General features: G+C 64.7%; 16 protein-coding genes. 14 read left to right on the top strand and 2 right to left on the bottom strand.

Annotation, left to right across the window (positions count from 1 at the left end):
* Window positions 1-53 precede the first annotated feature (53 nt).
* The 7 genes from CLAM6_RS02770 (at window position 54) to CLAM6_RS02740 (ending at window position 11,071) form a co-directional block, all read left to right on the top strand.
* Window positions 54-1,781: an alkaline phosphatase D family protein gene (locus CLAM6_RS02770; RefSeq protein ID WP_172978613.1), complete on the top strand. Its 1,728-nt coding sequence runs from the start codon at window positions 54-56 to the stop codon at window positions 1,779-1,781.
* A gap of 402 nt (window positions 1,782-2,183) precedes the next feature.
* The gene (locus tag CLAM6_RS02765) at window positions 2,184-3,779 is read left to right on the top strand and encodes a solute:sodium symporter family transporter (RefSeq protein ID WP_043333990.1); all 1,596 of its coding nucleotides are present in this window, start codon (window positions 2,184-2,186) and stop codon (window positions 3,777-3,779) included.
* A 515-nt stretch (window positions 3,780-4,294) separates the two neighbouring features.
* The gene (locus CLAM6_RS02760; protein WP_153635103.1) at window positions 4,295-5,887 is read left to right on the top strand and encodes a solute:sodium symporter family transporter; all 1,593 of its coding nucleotides are present in this window, start codon (window positions 4,295-4,297) and stop codon (window positions 5,885-5,887) included.
* A gap of 252 nt (window positions 5,888-6,139) precedes the next feature.
* Window positions 6,140-6,931 (top strand): DUF2927 domain-containing protein, encoded by a 792-nt coding sequence (locus CLAM6_RS02755; RefSeq protein WP_172978612.1) that lies wholly within the window; start codon window positions 6,140-6,142, stop codon window positions 6,929-6,931.
* A gap of 144 nt (window positions 6,932-7,075) precedes the next feature.
* Entirely contained in the window at window positions 7,076-8,281 is a 1,206-nt protein-coding gene (locus tag CLAM6_RS02750; protein ID WP_153636762.1) for an MFS transporter, read from the top strand.
* Window positions 8,282-8,396: 115 nt separating this feature from the next.
* Window positions 8,397-9,884: a YcjX family protein gene (locus tag CLAM6_RS02745; RefSeq protein ID WP_242007729.1), complete on the top strand. Its 1,488-nt coding sequence runs from the start codon at window positions 8,397-8,399 to the stop codon at window positions 9,882-9,884.
* Window positions 9,881-11,071, top strand: coding sequence for a TIGR01620 family protein (locus tag CLAM6_RS02740; RefSeq protein ID WP_153635101.1), 1,191 nt, complete (start codon window positions 9,881-9,883; stop codon window positions 11,069-11,071). The genes CLAM6_RS02745 and CLAM6_RS02740 overlap by 4 nt, the downstream gene beginning before the upstream one ends.
* 131 nt (window positions 11,072-11,202) lie before the next feature.
* On the opposite strand, the gene CLAM6_RS02735 is transcribed toward CLAM6_RS02740, so the two are convergent.
* A complete protein-coding gene (locus tag CLAM6_RS02735; protein ID WP_153635100.1) occupies window positions 11,203-12,354 on the bottom strand; it encodes an oxidoreductase in 1,152 nt (383 codons plus the stop codon).
* 286 nt (window positions 12,355-12,640) lie between these two features.
* Between CLAM6_RS02735 and CLAM6_RS02730 the strand changes: the two genes are divergently transcribed.
* The 7 genes from CLAM6_RS02730 (at window position 12,641) to glpQ (ending at window position 21,151) form a co-directional block, all read left to right on the top strand.
* A complete protein-coding gene (locus CLAM6_RS02730) occupies window positions 12,641-13,306 on the top strand; it encodes an NAD(P)-binding oxidoreductase (protein ID WP_153635099.1) in 666 nt (221 codons plus the stop codon).
* A gap of 184 nt (window positions 13,307-13,490) precedes the next feature.
* Window positions 13,491-15,437, top strand: a complete 1,947-nt coding sequence (locus tag CLAM6_RS02725) for an exoribonuclease II (protein ID WP_153635098.1) — start codon at window positions 13,491-13,493, stop codon at window positions 15,435-15,437.
* 290 nt (window positions 15,438-15,727) lie between these two features.
* Window positions 15,728-16,105, top strand: a complete 378-nt coding sequence (locus CLAM6_RS02720) for a hypothetical protein (RefSeq protein ID WP_153635097.1) — start codon at window positions 15,728-15,730, stop codon at window positions 16,103-16,105.
* A 723-nt stretch (window positions 16,106-16,828) separates the two neighbouring features.
* Window positions 16,829-17,953 (top strand): glycosyltransferase family 4 protein, encoded by a 1,125-nt coding sequence (locus CLAM6_RS02715; protein ID WP_153635096.1) that lies wholly within the window; start codon window positions 16,829-16,831, stop codon window positions 17,951-17,953.
* On the top strand, window positions 17,946-18,788 hold the full coding sequence (locus CLAM6_RS02710; protein ID WP_153635095.1) for a DUF2334 domain-containing protein: 843 nt from the start codon (window positions 17,946-17,948) through the stop codon (window positions 18,786-18,788). The genes CLAM6_RS02715 and CLAM6_RS02710 overlap by 8 nt, the downstream gene beginning before the upstream one ends.
* Window positions 18,789-18,851: 63 nt before the next feature.
* On the top strand, window positions 18,852-19,856 hold the full coding sequence (locus CLAM6_RS02705) for a lysylphosphatidylglycerol synthase transmembrane domain-containing protein (RefSeq protein ID WP_043333997.1): 1,005 nt from the start codon (window positions 18,852-18,854) through the stop codon (window positions 19,854-19,856).
* A 134-nt stretch (window positions 19,857-19,990) separates the two neighbouring features.
* Complete coding sequence (gene glpQ / locus CLAM6_RS02700) at window positions 19,991-21,151, top strand: glycerophosphodiester phosphodiesterase (protein ID WP_197738701.1); 1,161 nt, start codon at window positions 19,991-19,993, stop codon at window positions 21,149-21,151.
* Between the two features lie 158 nt (window positions 21,152-21,309).
* Here the strand turns inward: glpQ and CLAM6_RS02695 are convergent, their stop codons facing one another.
* On the bottom strand, window positions 21,310-21,852 hold the full coding sequence (locus CLAM6_RS02695) for a DUF302 domain-containing protein (protein ID WP_197738700.1): 543 nt from the start codon (window positions 21,850-21,852) through the stop codon (window positions 21,310-21,312).
* Between the last annotated feature and the right edge of the window lie 11 nt (window positions 21,853-21,863).

Raw genomic sequence — 21,863 nt, 5'->3', positions numbered from 1 at the left:
TGTTGCCACTCTCTATCTCAACCTGACGCCAGACCGTTACAAGGAAGCCCGTCATGTCCCGCCGTCTGTCTGATCTGCTGCCTTTGCGTTCCTCTCGCAAGTCCCACGCCGCTCAAACCACCCCTACATCCCCCGCTTCGCCAAGCGCTGCGCCAGCCGGCAATGGTGCTGCGACAGTCACCCCCGCCGGCGCCCCGTCACGGATGGACCGCCGCCAACTGCTGGGGCGTGGCCTGCAAGGTGCCGGGGTCGGGCTGCTGGCGACCACGGGCCTGCTCGGCGCTCCCGCGATCGTGATGGCCGAAGGACGGCGCCCACGCATGCCCTCCGGCGTGATGAGCGGCGACGTGACCGCCAGCCGCGCCATGCTGTGGAGCCAGAGCGACAAGCCGGCACGCATGCTGATCGAACTGGCCGACAATCCCGAGATGCGCGGCGCCTTCCAGATGCGTGGCCCGGTGGCCCTGCCGACGGACGGCCTGACCAGCAAGCTTGACCTGACCCGCATCGGCACTCGCGCCAACGCCAGCGGCGAGGTCTTCTACCGGGTGCGCTACGCGGCGCTGGATGACCACCGCGCCATCAGCGAGGCCACTGCCGGTCGCCTGGTGTTGCCGCCGAGCGTGCAGGCACCGCGTGCACTGCGTTTCGTGTGGTCCGGTGACACCGTCGGTCAGGGCTGGGGCATCAACCCGGACTTCGGTGGCCTGCGCCTCTACGAGACCATGCGTCAGGTCAAGCCGGACTTCTTCCTGCACTCCGGCGATACCATCTATGCCGATGGCCCGCTCGAGGAGAGCGTCACCCAGCACGACGGCAGCCTGTGGCGCAATATCGTCACGCCCGCCAAGTCCAAGGTGGCAGAAACGCTGGATGAGTATCGTGGCCAGTACGCCTACAACCTGATGGACGAGAACCTGCGCCGCTTCAATGCCGAAGTGCCGATGTTCGCCCAGTGGGACGACCACGAGACCACCAACAACTGGTACCCGGGCGAGATTCTCGAGGATGATCGCTACACCGAGAAGAATCTCGACGTGCTGTCCGCCAATGCGCGTCGCGCCTTCCTCGAGAACATGCCGCTGCGCACCGGCCCAGCCGCGCCGGAGCGCATCCACCGCAACTTCAGCTTCGGGCCGGGGCTCGAGTTGTTCATGCTCGACATGCGCAGCTTCCGCGGCGCCAATTCCGCCAACCGCCAGACGGGGCGTGGGCCACAGACCGACTTCCTGGGGCGCGATCAGCTGGCATGGCTCAAGCAGTCGCTCAAGGCCAGCACCGCCACCTGGAAGGTCATCGCCTCCGACATGCCGATCGGGCTGCTGGTGCGTGACGGCGACAACTTCGAGAACGGCGCCAACGGCGATGGCGAGGCGCTGGGGCGCGAGCAGGAGATTGCCGAGCTGCTCAAGTTCGTGCGCGATCACGACATCCAGAATCTGGTCTGGCTGACCGCCGATGTGCACTACACCGCCGCGCACCACTACTCGCCCGAGCGCGCCGTCTTCAAGGACTTCACGCCGTTCTGGGAATTCGTCAGCGGCCCGATCCACGCCGGCACCTTCGGTCCCGGTGAGCTGGACAACACCTTCGGGCCGAGACTCGAATTCGTGAAGGCACCGCCTGAGGGGAGGGCCAACATGTCGCCCAGCGAGGGCTTCCAGTTCTTCGGCCAGGTGGATCTCGACCCCGAGAGCGAAGCGCTGACCGTGACGCTGAAGGACATCCACGGTGCCTCGCTCTACCAGCAGGTGCTGACCCCCGCCGACGCCAGCGCCTGACAGCGGTGCCTGTTTCTGGCACTCGCTTCTGATGTCGGCATGTGGCACTCGCTGCTGACTATCGGCTTCTGAAACCGACTTCCGATACCAGCTTCTGACAACGACAACGCCCCGCCTCCTGCTGTCGATCGACACGCAAGAGGCGGGGCGTTCTGGTCATGGCGACAGGTCGACAGCCGCTGGCAGGCTATGTCTGCACGAATCAGACAATTGCAGAAAAATGTCAGACAAATTGTCAATGGTGAGGGTCAGGCATTTCTTTGACACTGATCGGCACGCTAGATGTCGGTCGCTGACAGCGTGTCTCGTGGTACCGCGCGCCAACGGTGAGGCATGGTCTGCAGACGATGGGCAGCTGAGCAAGCAGGCCTCCGAGCCCTGTTGTTCAACAAGGATAATGCCATGAACGCCCTCACCCTGAGCTCCTTCGTGTTCTTCACGGGGCTGGTCGCCGTGATCACCTGGTGGCTGACCCGTCGTGACGACCATCAACATTCCACCGGCTATTTCCTCGCCGGGCGCAGTCTGACCTTCCCGATCATCGCAGGCTCCCTGCTGATGACCAATCTGTCCACCGAGCAGATGGTGGGCCTCAACGGCGCCGCCTTCACCGATGGCCTTTCCGTGATGGCCTGGGAAGTGGTGGCCGTGGTCTCGCTGGTCGCGATGGCCATGTTCTTCCTGCCACGCTTCCTCAAGAGCGGCATCACCACCCTGCCGGAACTGCTGGCACTGCGTTTCGATCGCACCACCCAGCTGCTGGCCAACCTGATCTTCATGCTGGCCTACGCCATCATTCTGCTGCCCAGCATTCTCTACTCCGGCGCCCTCGGCCTGATGGGCGTGCTCGACCTGCGCGCCCTGACCGGCATCGACTCGCAGATGGTGCTGCTGACTGGCACCGTGATCGCCGTCGGCATCGCCGGTGCCATCTATGCCCTCTTCGGTGGGCTGCGCTCCATCGCCATCTCCGACACCCTGAACGGCATCGGCCTGCTGATCGGCGGCATGATCATCGTCTACTTCGGGCTGGACCGTGTCGGTGACGGCAATGGCATTCTCGCCGGCTGGGAGACGCTCAAGGAGACCCACCCGGAGAAGCTCAATTCGCTGGGCGGGGATGACCAGTCAGTGCCGGTCTCGACCCTGTTCACCGGGGTGCTGCTGCTCAACATGTTCTACTGGTGCACCAACCAGCAGATCATCCAGCGCACCTTCGCCGCCAAGACCCTCGCCGAGGGCCAGAAGGGCGTGCTGCTGACCGGTGCCCTCAAGCTGCTGGGCCCGCTGTATCTGGTGCTGCCGGGCATCATCGCCTTCCAGCTCTACGCTGGTGACGGCATCAAGGCCGACGCCGCCTATGGCCGGCTGGTCTTCGATGTGCTGCCCGCCCCACTGACCGGCTTCTTCGCCGCGGCGATGGTCGGCGCGATCCTGTCGTCCTTCAACTCGGCGCTCAACTCCACCGCCACCCTGTTCAGCCTCGATGTCTACAAGGCACGCCTCAAGCCGCAGGCCAGCGATGAAGAGGTGGTCAAGGCCTCCAAGTGGGCCGGCTGGATCATGGCCGCCGCCGCGATGGCCATCGCGCCGCTGCTGGCGACCCAGGAAAGCCTGTTCGTCTACGTGCAGAAGGTGAACTCCATCTACTACATCCCGCTGCTGGCGGTGATCGTGGTGGGACTGATGTCCAAGCGCGTGCCGGCCATCGCCGCCAACCTGGCGCTGGTGCTCGGCTGCGCGGTCATCGGCCTGTTCTACTTCGTGCCGACGCTTTCCGAGCTGGTCGATCGGGTGCACAACTTCCACTTCATCGCCATCGTGCTGGTGCTGTTGATCGCCATGATGCTGGTGATCGGCAAGCTGTCACCGCGCGCCGAACCCTGGATCCAGCAGGACGTCGGTGCCATCGACATGACCCCCTGGGCCGGCACGCGTATCGCCAGCATCATTCTGCTGGTACTGGTGATGGCGATCTATCTGGCCTTCGCCGGCTGATCGCCCCACTCGCCCAGCGCGTTCGCACGCCACATGTCATCGTCATCGCCATGACCTCACGACATGAGTGCACGACATGAGCGTATGAAATGAGTACGCCAGCGCCCCGCCATCTTCACCGATGGCGGGGCGCTGGCGTCTCTGATAGAGCATCAAAGATGACCCGCAATGCGTGGTGAAAGCCGCGACATGCGTCTTTTTACGACACTGCGATCAAGACCTGATACCAGAGACTGAGAAGCAATGACCGCCTGTTCATTCTCAACGATCAGTCGACGCCAGCTGCACCTCAAAACCTACGTATATTCTACAAATGGCGGATAGCGAGAAAGCGGGAGATACCTACACTAGCGCCAGTCTTGCCGTGAATGTTACCGGTGAGTCTCTTCACGGACGATGACACAGCTTGCTGTGTGCATTGCATCGCCACGGCTGGATCGGCGTCGAATCGCCACCCGGGCCACCTGCCCACCGCCTCATGATTCGCCGCCGCACGCCTAAAGGAATCCTCCCCCATGCATGCCCTGACACTTGTTTCTTTCGTGTTCTTTACCGGCCTGGTCGCTGCCTTGACCTGGTGGTGGACACACCGCGATGACACCTCGCATTCCACCGGTTATTTCCTCGCCGGACGCAGCCTGACCTTCCCGCTGATCGCGGGTTCCCTGTTGATGACCAACCTGTCCACCGAGCAGATGGTCGGCCTGAATGGCGCCGCCTTCACCGATGGCCTGTCGGTGATGGCCTGGGAAGTCATGGCGGTACTGGCCATGGTGGTAATGGCGATGTTCTTCCTGCCACGCTTCCTCAAGAGTGGCATCACCACCCTGCCCGAGCTGCTGGCCCTGCGCTATGGCCGCAGCACCGAGCTGATCACCAACCTGATCTTCCTGTTCGCCTACGCGGTGATCCTGCTGCCGATCATCCTCTACTCCGGTGCCATCGGCCTGCAGGGCATGCTGGATCTGCCCTCGCTGACCGGCATCAGCTCACCCAATGCGCTGCTGTGGATGACCATCTGGGTGGTCGGCATCATCGGCGCCATCTATGCCCTGTTCGGCGGCATGCGCTCCATCGCCATCTCCGACACCTTGAACGGCGTGGGCCTGTTGATCGGCGGCATGCTGATCGTCTATTTCGGCCTCGACGCCGTCAGTGATGGCCAGGGCGTGATGGCCGGCTGGGACACGCTGACCGCCGCCAATCCGGAGAAATTCAACTCCATGGGCGGTGAAGACCAGTCGGTGCCCTTCTCGACCCTGTTCACCGGCGTGATGATCATCAACTTCTTCTACTGGTGTACCAACCAGCAGATCATCCAGCGCACCTTCGCCGCCAAGACCCTCGCCGAGGGCCAGAAAGGCGTACTGCTGACCGGTGCCCTCAAGCTGCTGGGCCCGCTGTATCTGGTGATTCCCGGCATCATCGCCTATCACCTCTACGCCTCTTCCGGCGTCAAGGCCGACAGCGCCTACGGCCAGCTGGTCTTCGATGTGCTGCCCGCACCGCTGACCGGCTTCTTCGCCGCCGCGATGGTCGGCGCGATCCTGTCGTCCTTCAACTCGGCGCTGAACGCCACCACCACGCTGTTCTCCACCGGCATCTACAAGGCGCATCTGCGTCGTGAGGCCAGCGACGAGGAAGTGGTCAAGGTCTCCAAGGGCTTCGGCTGGGTGCTGGCGATCGCCTCCATGACCCTCGCGCCGCTGCTGGCCGGTCAGGAAAGCCTGTTCGGTTACCTGCAGAAGATGAATGCCATCTACTTCATCCCGATCTTCGCCGTGGTGCTGATGGGGCTGCTGACGCGTCGCGTGCCGACCATCGCCGCCAACCTGGCGCTGCTGATCGGTTGCAGCGTGATCGGGGTGGTCTACTTCGTGCCGGCCTTCTCCGGCGTGCTCGACGTGATCCACGAGTTCCACTTCGTCGGTCTGGTGTTCGTGCTGCTGATCGCGATGATGCTGATCATCGGCAAGCTGGCGCCGCGTGACGAGCCGTGGATCCAGCAGGATGTCGGCGCCATCGACATGACGCCCTGGAAAGGCGCCAAGGTCTGCGCGCTGCTGCTGGTCGTGCTGGTGATCGCCATCTATCTGGCCTTCATCTGACGCCTGAAAGTCGCCGCTTCAAAACGACAAATCGTCATCAATTGAGTATCACGCCCCGCGTTGCCCTCTCGGACACGCGGGGCGTGTGCATTTCAGGCATGCTGGACTGCATGTTCCCTGAAGAGGTCGCCCATGCCCTGCTTACCCCATCGCCAGCTCACGGGGCTGTTCTCCTCTTCGCTGAGGGCTTCTTTCTCCTCTTCGCTGAGGGCTCCTTTCTTTTCCTCGCTCAGGGCGCCTTGGGCGCTCAAGGTGCTGGGCATCGCCCTGCTGCTGTCCAGTCTGGCCACAGTCAGCCCGAGCCAGGCCGCCGAGCGCTGGCAGCGGGCCGCTGTGCTGACGGACAGCTTCATGGAAGTGGCGCTCAAGCGTGAATACCAACCCGGCAGCAGCGCCTCGCTGGTGCGCTGGCAGGCGCCCATCAAGGTGCGGGTCGATTCGCAGCTGGGCAATTCGCGCATGCAGCGCCAGATGAGCGAGGTCCAGTTTCGTCATCTGGCCGCCATCACCGGCCAGCCGCTGAGTTTCGTGTCCACCGCCAGAGAGGCCAACCTGCGCATCGCCTTCATCGCCCGAGACCACATGACGCGCGAGGCCACCGCCTACGTCGGCAAGCAGCAGGCCGCCACCCCGGGCATGCGCAAGGCACTGCGTGAAGGCGTGTGCCTGACGCTGTTCAAGACCGGGCCGGATCACGCCATCGCCAGCGGCCTGATCCTGATTCCCGCGGACTATGCCCGCCAGAAGGCGCGCCTGGTGGACTGCGTCGTCGAGGAGAGCGCCCAGTTGATGGGGCTGCCCAATGATTCGGATAAAGTCTTCCCCTCCGTCTTCAGTGACGTCACGGTGGATACCTGGCTGAGCCCGCTGGATTACGTACTGCTCAAGATGCTGTATGCCCCGGAACTTTCCCCCGGCATGTCAGCCGCGCAAGTCCGCGCTGCGCTGCCTACGGTCATCCAGCGTCTTGCCGAGCAGGGCGAGCTGTCACACGCCATTCGTCGCGTGCGCCAGGGCAGCCTGCGGGAATGGGCGGGAGACTAGGCTCACCGAGAGCGCAATTCTAGGCATGGAGTTGGAACGCCTGAGCGGAGCACAGGCATAATCAGGTCAGGCGCGCCGGGCGCCGACATCCGACGGAGCTGCGCCTTCATGCCACTCTCTTCTCCCGCTGCCGACCGGGCACGCCTGCCGCTGGCCGTCACGCTGCTGTCGCTGTGTCAGGCCTTGCTGGTCAGCGGCAACATCCTGCTGATCGCGGTCTCACCGCTGATCGGTGCCCAGCTGGCCTCGAGCAGCTGGTCGACCGCGCCGGTCGCCACCCAGTGGCTGGGCCTGATGTGCGCCACCATTCCCGCCTCGTTGATCACCGCCCGTCTCGGGCGGCGGCGCGGCTTCGTGCTCGGCAATCTGTGCGGGTTGGCTGGCGCGGGGCTGGCCGTGCTGGCGCTGCATCTGCAGCATTTCGGACTGTTCCTGCTTGCCACCTGGCTGGTGGGCATCGGTATCGGCTTCGGCCAGCTGTATCGCTTCGCCGCGATGGAAGCCGCCCCGGAGGAGCAACGTGAGCGCGCCATCGGGCTGGTGATGGGCGGTGGCGTGCTGGCGGCCTTCTTCGGGCCCTGGCTTGCACGCACCAGTCATGCATTGGCCGACACGCCCTTCCTGGGCAGCTTCATCGGGCTGGGGGCGCTCTATCTGCTGGCGCTGTTGCTGCTGGCCTTCATCCGCCTGCCCCGCGAAGGCAACGCCCAGTCAGCCGACCATGATGCAGCGGCGCCGGCACGCCCATTGGGCGTGATCCTGCGTCAACCGACCTTCTTGCTGGCCGTGCTCAGCGCGATGGTCGGCTACGGGGTGATGAATCTGGCGATGACGGCCACACCGCTGGCCATGGCCCATGCCGGACACGGCTTCGATCACGTCGCCACCACCATTCAATGGCACGTGGTCGCCATGTTCCTGCCGTCCTTCTTCACCGGGCGGCTGGTCGCCCGCTTCGGGGCGGGCACCATGATCGTGACCGGCTGCGGCTTTCTGCTGGCAAGCCTTGCCACCGCACAGCTGCTGGCCGCCGACTACCTGACGGGAACCCAGGGGTTCTTCCTCGGTCTCATCCTGCTCGGCATCGGCTGGAACTTCACCTTCCTGCCCGCCACCACGCTGCTGACCCACTGCCATCGCCCCAACGAGAAGGCCCGCACCCAGGCCGCCAACGAGTTCCTCGTCTTCACCACCGGGGCGGTCACGGCGCTGCTGGCCGGGCCCCTGGTCAGTACGCTGGGCTGGGCGCTGCTCAACCTGCTGCTGATCCCCGCCTGCCTGCTGCCCATCGCCCTGCTGGCGTGGCGTCAGCTTGCCTTGCGCGCCGATCGCCCGCAGATAGAGGGATGATGGCGAGCCGTGCGGCGCACGCTGACAAGTGCCGGCCATCACCCAGCTCATCATCAGCTGCCAGGACGCCATCACGTCGCGCCGCCGCCTCGCCCCCACTGACAGGGAATGCCTGATGTTCAACACCATGACCCGCAACGCCCGCCAGCTTGCCCGCGATGTGGGCCGCGAAGCACATGACCTGCTGGAGCGCGGTCTCGACCGCCAGCTGCGGCTCGCCGTCACGGGCCTGTCCGGTGCCGGCAAGACCGCCTTTCTCGTCTCGCTGATCGAGCAGCTGCGCCATGCCGGACTCGGTGCGCGTCTGGAACTGCTGCCTGCTGCACGCGATGGCCGCCTGCTCGGCGCGGAACGTGTCAGTCAGCCGGACCTCTCCATCCCGCGTTTTCCGCTGGAAGCCGGCTTGCGCTCGCTGTCCGGCCAGCATTCACCCCACGGCTCCGAATGGCCGACACCGACCCGCAGCATCAGCGAGCTGCGCCTCAAGATCGGCTTTCGCCCCACCTCGCGTGCCGCGCGCATGCTCGACAGCCAACGCGCCACCCTGACGCTGGACCTGATCGACTATCCCGGCGAATGGCTGCTGGACCTGCCGATGCTGGAGCAGGACTTCAGTGGCTGGAGCAGCGAGTGCGAGACCCAGCTAGCCGACGGGCGTGGCGACTGGGCGCATGACTGGATGGCAACCATCGAGGGCCTGACACCGGACAGTGAGGTGGATGAAGACCGCCTCGCCGAGATCGCGAGCCTCTATACCGACTATCTGCACGCCGCGCGCCGCAAGGGTGGCTTCGTCGACCTGACACCGGGCCGTTTCCTGCTGCCTGGCGAGCTGGACGAAGCGCCGGTGCTGCAGTTCTTCCCGCTGCCGGGACTCGGTGACTGGACACCCGACGCGCTGGCCGCCCTGCCGGAAGCCAGCCTGTATCGCACCCTCGCACGCCGCTTCGATCACTATCGCCGCCGCGTGGTGCGCCCCTTCTATCACGACCACTTCCGGCGCTTTGACCGCCAGATCGTGCTGATCGACGTGCTGGGCGCGCTGAATGCCGGCCCGGCGCCATTCCGCGACCTGAGCCGTGCGCTGGACAAGCTGTTCGACAGCTTCGCCTATGGCCGCCGTCATCTGCTGGCGCGCCTGATGGACCGCCGCATCGACCGCCTGGCCATCGCCGCCACCAAGGCCGACCACGTCACGCCAGAGCAGCATGGCGCGATGCGTGACCTGCTCGAACAGCTGCTGGCGGACCCGCTCAAGCGCCTGCGCTATCGCGATGTGCCACTCAAGGCCTTCACCATCGCCGCCATCCGCGCCAGCGAGGCGCGCGAGGTGGTCGAGAATGGTCAGCGTCATCCGGCGCTGGCGGGACAACTGCTCGCTGAGCACGAGGGAGCGGGCGACTCGGACACGCAAGGCGCCGGCCGCGAGTCCGTGCTGCTGTTCCCGGGCGAGGTGCCCTCACGGCTGCCCGACCCGAATTTCTGGGCCGAAAGCCGCTTCGACTTCCCCCACTTCGCGCCGCCGAAGATCGACGGCAATGCGCCACCTCACATTCGCATGGACGCCGTGCTCGACTGGCTGCTGGGAGACCACCTGAAATGACCACCGAATCCCGCCATCCGCGCCCGGGCAAACGCTTCACGAGCCCCGACTCGGCGCAGGCCGATGACGCCTCGACCACCTATGCCGAGCGTCCCACCGAGAGCGCGTCAGAGAGCGCGGCAGAGGCCCTGCGCGGCGCACGTCACTTCTCCCCGGAGATGGAAAGCCAGCCCCTGGCGGCAGCCGAACCGGAGCCCGCCACGCCGGGACTGGATGCGACGCTGAGCGCCCGGCCACGTCATCGCGGCCTCAAATGGCTGCTGCTCGGCACCCTGACCCTCGGGGGTGTCGAGGCCGGTCATGCGCTCTATCAGGCGGCCATAGGCGGTGATCTGATCGCCGGTGCCTGGGGCCTGCTGGGCCTTGGTGCCATCGGGCTTGGCGCCCGCGCGCTGGGCAAGGAGCTCTTCAGGCTGCGTCACCTGCGCAAGCACGTCGCGCTGCGCGCCGAGCTGGAAGAACATCAGCAGGATGACTTTGGCCAAGAGAGCTTTGGTCAAAAGGGGTTTGGCCAGCGCGGTGATGCGCTGGCCACGCCTGACGAGGACGCGGGCAAGGCAGACGGCAAAGCCGACAGCCAGCAGGAAGACCTGCTCGAACAGCTGCGTCGCCAGATGAAGCTCGGCGATGATGATGCCGGCGTGCGCGCCTGGCGCGCCGCCTGTGAAGCGCATCACTCCCCGTCGGAGCGCCGCGAGCTGTTCGCCTTCCACGTGCTGGGGCCGCGGGACCGTGAGGCGCGGCGTCTGATCTCGCGCATGAGTGGCGAGACGGCGGTGATGGTGGCGGTCTCGCCGCTGACCTGGGTCGACATGAGTCTGGTGGCCTGGCGCGGGCTGCGCATGATGGAGCGCCTGTCGCGCCTCTACGGGCTGGAGCTGGGCTATGCCAGCCGCCTGCGGCTGTTCAAGGAGGTGCTGGCCTCGATGGCCTTCGCCGGTGCCAGCGAACTGGCCGCCGAGGCCAGCATGGACCTGCTGTCGATGAATCTGGCCGGCCGGCTCTCCACCAAGGCCGGTCAGGGGCTGGGCAGCGGCCTGATGAACGCACGTCTCGGCCTGCGCGCCATGCGCCTGCTGCGCCCCATCCCCTTCCATGCCGAGGAGGTACCACGCATCGGTGAGCTGCGCGCGGAGCTGTTCTCGCGCATGCGCAAGGCCGACAAGGGCGAGGACGACGCGAACTGAGCAGGCCGCGACCTCCCCTGCCACTGCCTCGAAAACAAGACGCGCGCCTCTGATAGCTGGCCATTCGGGCCTTCAGGGCGCGCGTCTTTCGTGAGTCATCTCACCTTCGATAGTTTCAGCCTTCGATGGTTTCAGCCTTCGCTGGCGATGCCGGCCTCCAGCCACTTCATCACGCGCAGCGCCTCATGGGGCGAGGTCGGATTGTCGCCCTGACCGCGAATGCAGTCGCGCAGCCCCGCATACCAGGCAGGATAGTCGCCATCGCGACCCTGATGGGTGCCGCCCACCAGCACCTGCTCGCCTTCGGCGCCGTCCGGGTCGGCCTCCAGCACGGTCAACATTCCAGGACGCGCATCCCGCCCCCACTGGCGCGTCTGGCGCTCCTGCGGGTCACGCGAGGGCCAGTCACCGGCCTTGAGGCAATCCTCCTGAGGGTCGAGCCCGAATACCACGTAGCTGCCACGAGTACCGTGCGCGGCGAAGCGTGCCGTCGGCGCCGCCGTCAGTGCACTGGCGTGCAGCTCCACCACCAGACCGGGGTGCCTTGGGTGGTGGGCGTAATCGAGCACGGCGTGGAAGAAATCATCGGTCACCGCGCCCTCGCGCTGGGCGCGACGCGTGAGCTGGATGGCGCTCGGTTCACCAAACAGGCACAGCGCCTGATCCAGCAGGTGCGGGCCGAGGTCATACCACAGGCCGCTGCCGGGCAGTGCCTGCTCACGCCAGCGGTTAGGCACCGTCGGGCGGAAGCGGTCGAAGTGGGATTCCAGATGCGCGATGCGCCCCAGCGTGCCGTCGTTGATCAATTCCGCCAGCGTCAGGAAGTCGGCATCGAAGCGCCGATTGTGAAATACCGCCAGCACCCGTCCGGCCTGCTCGGCCTGGCGGGTCAGGGCCTCGCCTTCTTCAAGCGTCACCGTGAAGGGCTTGTCGACGACCACATGCTTGCCTGCTGCCAGCGCCGCAGAGGCCAGCGGGGCGTGAGTCTCGTTGGGCGTCGCGATGATGATCAGGTCGATGTCGTCACGCGCAAGCAAGGCCTCCGGGGTGGCCTCCACCTCCAGCTGTGGGCGCTCGGCCCTGACGACCTCGGGCCGCGAGGTGGACAGCGCCACCAGCGCCAGCCCGTCCGTGGCCTCGATCAAGGGCGCATGGAAGGTGCGCACCGCCATGCCATAACCGATCAGCCCGACCCGGATCGCGCTCTCGGAGGGGAAGGCGGCGCCGTGCCATGCGGCGGTGTCGCTGTGATCATCAGTGTCGGGGTGGGCTATGCGGCTCATCGGGCATCCTTGTCGTTGGCGCAATCTTGAGGGAGTCGTGCCTGGCAGCGCCATCCTAGCAAGGCTCCCGTGCCACAGACAGAGATGACAGCCGCCTTTAATGCTTGTCCATCGCAGACTTCATCCCGCGAGCGAGTCGCCGCGTAATGCCCGCCATCGAACAGCAGTCCCCTTGAAGTCTCAAGGCTCAGCCCGCAGACCTTGCTGTACCAGGAGGGGCGTGGTTGTGAGTGGGAAGGTCACTCGCCAGCCGCCTCGCCATTTGATTCGCGAAGGAGCAGACAGCATGCGCAAGACGCTCATCATCGGTGCCAACGGCAAGATCGGTCGTCAACTCTGCGAGAAGGCTCAGGCCGCCGGCGAACCCGTCGTCGCGATGATCCGCTCGACCGAGCAGCAGAGCTGGTTCCATGAACGCAGCATCCCGACGGTACTGGGCGATCTGGAAGGCGAGATGCGCCAGGCCTTCTATGGCTGCGATCAGGCGGTGTTCGTCGCGGGCTCCGGCCCGAATACCGGCCCGGACAAGACACTGACCATCGACCTGCACGGTGCGATGCGCACCGCGGAGCTGGCCGCCGAATTCGGGCTGTCGCGCGTGATCCAGGTCAGCTCGATCCGCTCCGAGACACCGCTGGCCGGTCCGGCGGCGATGCGCCCCTACTTCGCGGCCAAGAAGGCGGCCGACCTGTGCCTGGCCGAGAGTGGCCTGCGTCACGTCATCGTCAAGCCCGGCCGTCTCACCAACGAGAGCGGCAGCGGCAAGCTGACCCAGAATGCCGATGACTCCGACGAGATGCAGGTCTCACGCGCCAATGTCGCCGAGTTCCTGCTTGGCTTGATCAAGGCCCGCGAGATCGGTGGCCGTCATCGCAAGGCGCCCATCTTCACCCTGTTCGACGGTGATACGCCGGTTTCGGGTCTGCTGAACGCCACGTCGACCGCCGACTGAGTGCGCGCCCGAGCCTGTGGCAAAGCGCACTGGCAGGTCGCTTTCGCCAGGCTTGCCCGCGGTTGACCTGCCGCTCATCCACGCCTGCGCGCAGCCCGCGCGGGCGTTGGGCCATCTGGTAGCTTTCCCCCCATGCTCCATGTCCGTATAGTGAGCCACTGACCCCGCCAACAGAACTTCCGAAATGCTGCAGAACAATTCGCTGCTGGCGCAGCTGAAAGATCAAATCCGCCAGGAAATTCCCCGTGTCACGGGGGTGATCAAAGGCACCGACAAGGGCTTCGGCTTCCTCGAATGCGAGGACGGCGAGTCTTACTTCGTGCCGCCACCCGCCATGAAGCAGGTACTGCACGGCGATACCGTCGAAGCGACCGTCAAGGTGGAAGGTGAGAAGAAGTCCGTACAGCCGGAAGTGCTGATTGAGACGGGTGTCGATCGCTTCGTCGCTCGTGTCGGCAAGCGTGATGGCCGCCTGAACGTGATGCCGGATCATCCCTCCATCAACACGCGCATGAAAGCGCGCGTGAAGCGTGGCATCAATGAGGAAGCCCTCAATGATGGCGACTGGGTCGTGGCACGTCTGCTGCGTCACCCGATGCGCAAGGACGACCGCAGCTTCTTCGCCCAGATAGAGGAAGTCATCGCCACCGTGGACAACCCGCGTGTGCCGTGGCGCGTCACCCTGGCGCGTCACGCGCTGGAACAGGCCTCTCCGGAGGGCGGCACTGACTGGCCGCTGCTCGAGGAAGGCCTGACTCGCGAAGACATGACCCACGTGCCCTTCTTCACCATCGATGGTGAGAAGACGCGTGACATGGATGACGCCCTGCACATCGTCGAGCGCCCGGAAGGCGGCTGGACCCTGAGCATCGCCATCGCGGACCCGACCGCCTACGTGCCGGAAGGCAGCCGTGTCGACGAAGAGGCGCGCACGCGCTCCTTCACCGTCTACCTGCCGAGCCAGAACGTCACCATGCTGCCGGAAATCCTGGCCGACGACCTGTGCTCGCTGAAGGAAGGTGAAGACCGTCCGACGCTGATGTGCATCGTCGACATCGATACCGATGGCGTGATCGGCGAGCCGAAGTTCTTCGCGGCCACCATGCGCTCCCACCACCGCCTGACCTACGACAACGTCTCCGACTGGATCGAAGGCCAGGAAGGCAGCTGGAAGCCGGAAACCGAAGAGCTGGCCGAAGGTCTGCGTCAGCTGGAAGCCTTCACCCAGGCGCGTATCGCCTGGCGTGCACGCAATTCCCAGGTCTTCCGCGAGCGTCCGGACTTCGAGTTCGAGCTGGATGAGGAAGGCAACGTGCTCAACGTACGTGCCGACCACCGCCGCATCAGCAATCGCATGATCGAAGAATCCATGATCACCGCGAACCTGAGCTGCGCACGTCTGCTCTCCAAGCACATCGGTCACGGTATCTTCAACGTGCACCAGGGCTTCGCGCCGGAGAAGTACGACGACACCATCGAGTTCCTGGCTGGTCAGAACATCACCGCCACGCCGGAACAGCTGGGCAGCCTGGAAGGCTACCGCCTGATCCGTCAGGAGCTGGACAGCCGCGAAGACACCTGGCTGGACGTGCGCATGCGTCGCTTCCAGGGTTACACCGTGATGTCCGCTCAGCCGGGACCGCACTTCGGCCTGGGGCTGGAAGCCTACGCGACCTGGACCTCGCCGATCCGCAAGTACGGCGACATGGTCAACCACCGCTTGATCAAGCGCGTGATTCTCGGCCAGGACGTGCCGGCGGAAGCCACCGAGCAGCTGACCGAGCACCTCAGCGAACGTCGTCGTCTCAACCGCATGGCCGAGCGCGATGTGAAGGACTGGCTCTACGTGCGCTACCTGACCAAGGCCGCCGAAGAACAGCAGATCTTCACTGGCGAGATCATCGACATCCGTCGTGGCGGCATGCGCGTGCGTCTGGAAGAGAATGGCGCCAGCGTCTTCATTCCGGCACCGCTGATCCACAGCGATCGCAAGAAGGTCGCGATCGATGACAAGGAAGGCCGCGTGCGCATCGAAGACGAGCTGCGTTACTCACTGGGCGACATCATCAAGGTCTCCTTGACCGAAGCCCGTGAAGAGCGTCGTTCACTGGTAGGTCGTCCGGCCGAATAAGCCGCGACCCACCACTGCCGTATGTAACTGCCTTGTCATCACGGGCAATTGCCACGGCCATCTACGCCCCGGAGCGCTCTGCGCCCGGGGCGTTTTTCGTTCTTGTGCATTACGTATACGCATCGTGTGCCAAACGTGAAAAATTGTAATTTTGTGAAACAGAAGCTCACGCTATACTCCTCACATCGACACACGACATCTGCTTTCACTGCTGCAGCGTTACTGGATTGACCAAGCGCGAATGACTGAAGCCTGTCCCTGATGAAGTTCGTCCATGCGAGGACCCGGAAATGAAAACTCATCGCTCCACTGCAGCGACTTCACTGCGTCACCTGGCCGAGCATGCCGCCATCGTTCGTCACCCGGCCATGAGCTATGCCCGTGTCGACGCCGGAGCAGACAGCAGCTCAGACAGAAGCTCGGATGGCAGCTCCACCTCTCCGGAGCGCCAGCGTGAGATTCAACGTGAAGCGATGGAACATGTCGCGATGCTGCTGGAACGTGATCGTCGCCGCACCCGCAACCGTCTGCTGCTGGCCGCCGGCCTGCTGCTGAGCCTTGTACTGCTCGCCAGCCAGCGCCCAGCCGAGCCGGAAGCCGCCTTCTCGCAGGAGCTTGGCCAGGCAATGCCCAGCGCCCTGCACCTGCCCCAGCATGGACTGGCGTGATGACGCCCGATCTCCCTCCATCAGGACAGATAACGATGCCAGGACCCCATGCAACACCAGGCACGGATGCCAGACATGACTGAGTCGATCCACTGCTAGACCCTGCAATGCCCGCTCCGGCGACCCTCCCCCCCTGTCGCCCTCTGTATTCCTGTAGTGCACGCACTTGCCCTGTCCGGTGGCTCCGGACAGGGTCTTTTTTTGCCTGTCGTATGGCTTCTCTTGCGCAGCACTGACCAGAGGCCAGCTGCCGCACTCCCTGCTGGACCATCGCCAGCATGGCGTGACTTCTCTCCTCCCCTCGCAGTGAACCTGATGCCAGGGACCGGATGCCAAGAGCCTAATGCCAGGAGCTTGATGACAAATGTCCGAGAGCGGGAGCGCATCGCACCAACATTGTTCCCTGTTGTCACACAGACCAGTCATCTCCTGATGTAACGTCATTGCCAGCCGCAGTGTGGAACATCGCGTGGCGAAGCGTCTCGTCACGCGCGACACCGCATGTCATGCCTCGTGCCCTTGGTTTCACGTCGGGTTCCCCCCATGACTTGACCAGAGGCTCGTTCGTCATTGCCACTGGCTTGCTGGAATCTGCGTGCTCGATTTCGTTTTCCTCGAACATCCTGAAGCACCCTGAAGCACGACAAAGCAGCCATGGCGGGCAGTGACGTCGGGATTCATCTTCATCGCGCACGACCGGTAAAGCGGTCTTGAGGAGTCCGTGTGCATATCGCTGACATGACCATGTTCCATGCCCCCTCCAGTGGCGGGGTCAGAACCTACCTGGAAGCCAAGCGACGACGTCTGCGGACGCGGCCCGATGTTCGTCACAGCCTGCTGGTCCCCGGCGAGACCACCAGTGTCAGTGATGACCTCTACAGCGTGCCGGCACCGCCCATTCCCTTCGGCAACGGCTATCGCTTCCCCCTGCGCCGGGGCGGCTGGGTCAGCACGCTGCTGGCACTGCAGCCGGATGTCATCGAGGCCGGCGACCCCTACGTCACGGCGTGGGCGGCACTCGATGCCGGTCGCAAGCTCGATGTCCCGGTGCTGGGCTTCTATCACTCGGACCTGCCACGCCTGATCACCAATCGCCTGGGCGAGTGGTCAGGGGCCAACGTCGATCGCTACGTCAAACGCCTCTATCGCCATTTCGATCGCGTGCTGGCCCCCAGCCAGGTGATGGCCGACCGGCTCGACCGGCTCGGCGTCGACAATGTCCATATCCAGCCACTCGGTGTCGATCTTTCCACCTTCCACCCTGACTGCCGCGATGAGAGCCTGCGCCGCGAGCTTGGCCTGGAAGACCATGTGCGCCTGCTGGCCTTCGCCGGACGCGGCTCACGCGAGAAGAATCTGAATGAGCTGCTGGAGGCCGCTCGCCTGCTCGGCCCCGACTACCATCTGCTGTTGATCGGCTCGGGCATGCCGCGGCATCTGCCCGACAATGTCAGCGTGACCGGGCATTTCTGCAGCAGCACCGAAGTGGCGCGCCTGGTGGCCTCGGTGGATGTGCTGCTGCATGCCGGCACCCAGGAAACCTTCGGTCTGGTGGTACTGGAAGCCATGGCCTGCGGCACGCCGGTGGTGGCGGCACGCGCCGGCGCGCTGGCGGAGAATGTGCCACTTGGCTGCGGTCAGCTGTGCAACCCGCACTCGCCGCATGCCATGGCGCGTGCCGTGCAGGAAGTCTTCGCCAACGACCCCGCCGCACTGGGTCGTCAGGCGCGGCGGCATGTCGAGAAGCACCACGCCTGGGACCGTGTCGTGGATGGCTTGCTCGGGCATTATCACGCGGTCACCGGGACTCGCATGCAACCGGTACTCGAGGAGGTGACCCATGGCTGAATCGCCGGCTGCCAAGCAGCACTTTCTGCTGGTCCTGCATGATGTCGCGCCCGAGACATGGTCCGACTACCGGGACTTCGTCGCCGAGGTGGATGCTCTCTGCCAGGCACGCCTGAACCACCCCTGCCCGATCACCTGGCTGGTGGTGCCTGACTTCCATCATCGCAGCGCCCTGGAAGACGCTCCGGAATTCATCGCCCTGCTGGACTCTCGCCGCCAACAGGGGGACGAGCTTGCCCTGCATGGCTTCCATCACTGCGATGACGCGCCAGCCCCCCGCACCCCGCGCGATTACCTGATGCGCCGCGTACTGACCTGGGAGGGCGAGTTCTACCCCCTCGATGAGGCCGAAGCCAGACGACGCCTGCTGGAAGGCGCCGCACTCTTCAAGCGTCTCGGCTGGCCATTGGACGGCTTCGTGGCCCCTGCCTGGCTGATGAGTGACGGCACTCGCAAGGCCCTGAAGTCCCTCGACTTCCGCTACACCAGCGATCCCCAGCATCTCTATCGACTGCCTGACTTCACGACCATCGATGCGCCCGGACTCGTGTGGAGCGCACGCTCCGCGCCACGCCGCCTGATGTCGCAGTGGGTGACGCAGCGCAAGCTGAGTCGCGAGCAACAGGCGCCGGTGTTGCGTCTGGGCCTGCATCCGGTCGACATGCGCCATGCACGCTCGCGCCAGTATTGGCTGACGCTGGTCGAGCGCCTGCTCGATGAAGGGCGCCAGCCGATGACCAAGATCGGCTGGCTGACGCAGCAGGGGCTGCTCACCCCCGCCACCTCTGACACGACGCAACTTAACTCGCACCAGGCGGCTCACAATGCTGCCTGATACCCACCTACCGGATGAGTCCCGTCGTATGGGCCTTGTGACAACCCGCTGCGGGAATCTGCCATGAATCGTGCCCTCTGGTTACTGGGTGCTGGCCTTGTGATGGTCATCGCGATACCGCTGGTGCTGGGTGGCAGCGGACTGGGCGGCCAGCTGCGCCAGTTCCCCCTCGACACCTTCCTGTTGATGCTGGGCATGATCGTGATGTGCTGGAACCTGAACGCCGGCCGGTTGCGTCTGCTGCTGGCCGGACGTGGCGGTCACCTGGGGCAACGGCGCGCCGTCGGCATGGTGATGGCGACCGAATTCGCCATCAGCGCCACCCCCGGCGGCAGTGGCGGCCCGCTTACCCTGATGGGGCTGCTGTCACGTCAGGGGGTGCGCCCGGCGCAGGCCACGGCGGTCTTCGCGGTCGATCAGATCACCGACATGCTGTTCTTCCTCTCGGCGCTGGCCAGCATCGGGCTCTACGCCCTCTCGCATACCATTGACCTGCGCCTGGGGTGGATGCTGGCCGTGCCGGCGCTGTTGCTGATCATCGGCTTTGGCCTGCTGGCCGCGCTGGGCAAGCATCATCGGCGCCTGCTCAAGACCAGCGGACGCCTGCTGCGCTGGCTCAAGGTACGCCATCGCTCACGCGTCAAGCTGGCGCGGGGCCTGATCCACTTCCGCCATGCGCTGGTCGAGACACTCGCCCTGCCGCGCCTGACGCTGAGCCTGATCTTCCTGCTCTGCTGTGCCCATTGGCTGCTGCGCTACTCGATCCTCTATCTGGCCGTGTCCGGACTGGGGCAGGACATCGACTGGAGCTGGACCTTCATCGTGCAGATGCTCTCGCTGGCAGCGGGCCAGCTGACGCTGCTGCCCGGCGGCGCCGGAGGCGCGGAGCTGTCCTCCACTGCCCTGCTCAGCCCGATGATCGGCGCCGCCAGTGCTGCGGCGGCCGTGGTGATCTGGCGAGCGGTGACCTTCTATTTCTACCTGATCGCCGGCGCCCCGGTGTTCTTCGTGATGGCGGGACGCAGCATGCTGGGAAGCTTGCTCAAGCGTCGCTCGGCGACCACATGACAGGACGACCGAGCAGCGCTGCAGACATCATCATGAAAAACACTTGATCATCGCCATATTAATAAGACTTTGTTATGTTGGCAGGCGTCTTTATTGAACGGCCATACAATAACCACAGCTCAAGGTGATCTCACATGCCGCATCCTTTCCAGCGTCACCCGACTTCCGCCCGCATTCGCCGCCCGCTGGCCATGATGGGCGTGGTCGGCTCGCTGCTGGCCACCTCGACCTCAGCGGCACTCGCTGATGACAGGCCCCTGCGCAGCATCGACCCCGGCCATGGCACCGACAAGGTCGTGGTCGCCCACCGGGGTGCCTCGGGCTACCTGCCGGAGCACACCCTCGCTGCCAAGGCGATGGCCTACGCCCAGGGCGCCGACTTCCTCGAGCAGGATGTGGTGATGAGCAAGGATGACCAGCTGGTGGTGCTGCACGACCGCTTCCTGGACCGGGTGACCAATGTCGCCGAGGTCTTCCCCGAGCGTGCGCGTGATGATGGCCGCTACTACGCCATCGACTTCACGCTGGATGAGCTGCGCAAGCTGTCGTTCAGCGAGGGCTTCACCGTCAAGGATGGCGAGCAGGTCGCCGACTACCCTGAGCGCTTTCCGCTGGGCAAGTCGCACTTCGGCCTGCACACCCTGAGTGAAGAGATCGAGATGATTCAGGGCCTGAATCACTCCACCGGACGTGATGTCGGCCTGTATGTGGAGATCAAGGCGCCCTGGTTCCACCAGTCAGAAGGCAAGCAGGTCTCGCGAGCCGTGCTCGAGACCCTCAAGCACTACGGCTACGTCGCGCAGGATGACAATGCCGTCGTGCAGGTCTTCGATCCCAATGGCCTCAAGCGCATCCACGACACGCTGCAGCCCGAACTGGAGATGGACCTGCGCCTGGTGCAGCTGATTGGCGAGACCAGCTGGGACATGACCTTCCAGCCGGATGCGGAGGGCAAGCTTGAGCCCTACGACTATGACTGGATGTATCAGGAGGGCGGCATGCAGCGCATCGCCACCTACGCCGATGGCATCGGGCCGTGGAAGCCGATGGTGATCGAGGACAGCTCGACCCGGGACGACATCAAGGTCACACCAATGGTCGAGGAAGCCCATGCGCAGGGCCTGATCGTGCTGCCCTACACCTTCCGCCTCGATGAAGGGCGCATCCCCGACTGGGCCAGCGATTACGACGACATGCTGCGCGCCTTCTTCGTCGACGCCAAGGTTGATGGTGTCTTCACTGACTACCCTGACCGCGCCGTGCAGTGGCTGAAGCAGCACGGTGATGCTCTGTAAGCAGCCCTTCAAGCCAGGCAGTCCTTGGCAGGGGAACATCAAAAAGCCGGACTCCGTGAGGAGTCCGGCTTTTTCGTCCTGCCTGATCGTCAGCGCTCGATCGTCAGCACCCGTTGTCAGTTCACGATATCAGCATCGATACGTGATGAGCGCTGCCTTCATTGACCCGCCGCTTCGGCGGCCAGCCCCTTGAGCAGCCCGGCGATCTTGTCCAGCGGCAGCTTGCAGTCGCCCAGATCATGACGATTGGCCATGTACTGGGGATCATTCCACTCGATCACGCTGCCACCCTCCACGGCGCGAATCAGCATCTTCTGCGGCAGGTCCAGGGCGGCCGCCCCGTTGCACTGCATCAACAGGGTGCCCACCTTGGGATTGCCGAAGATGACGGTATGCGTCGCGGGCAGCTCCATGCCGACCTTCTCGGCACCCGCCTCATGATCAATGACGCTGAACAGCGTCAACCCCTTGGCCGTGAGCGCCGCCTCGAGACGCGCCTGGACGTTGGCGACATCATCACGACTGGTCACCGACTCGATGCCCTTGGCAGGCACCTGCATGCTCGCTGAAGCTTCAGGGGCGGAGGCTGCCGCCGCGCCGGAATCTGCACTGGCAGACAGCGGCACGCCGGCAGCCAACGGCAGGGACAGCAGTGCCAGCAGGCGCGCGGAGCGCGTAAGGGCGGGGAATGACTTGAGCATGGAACATCCTT

It is taken from the genome of Cobetia sp. AM6 (assembly GCF_009617955.1).
Lineage (GTDB): Bacteria > Pseudomonadota > Gammaproteobacteria > Pseudomonadales > Halomonadaceae > Cobetia > Cobetia amphilecti.
The sequence above is the reverse complement of the archived record's forward strand: the minus strand, read 5'-3'. Positions and strand labels throughout refer to the sequence as shown.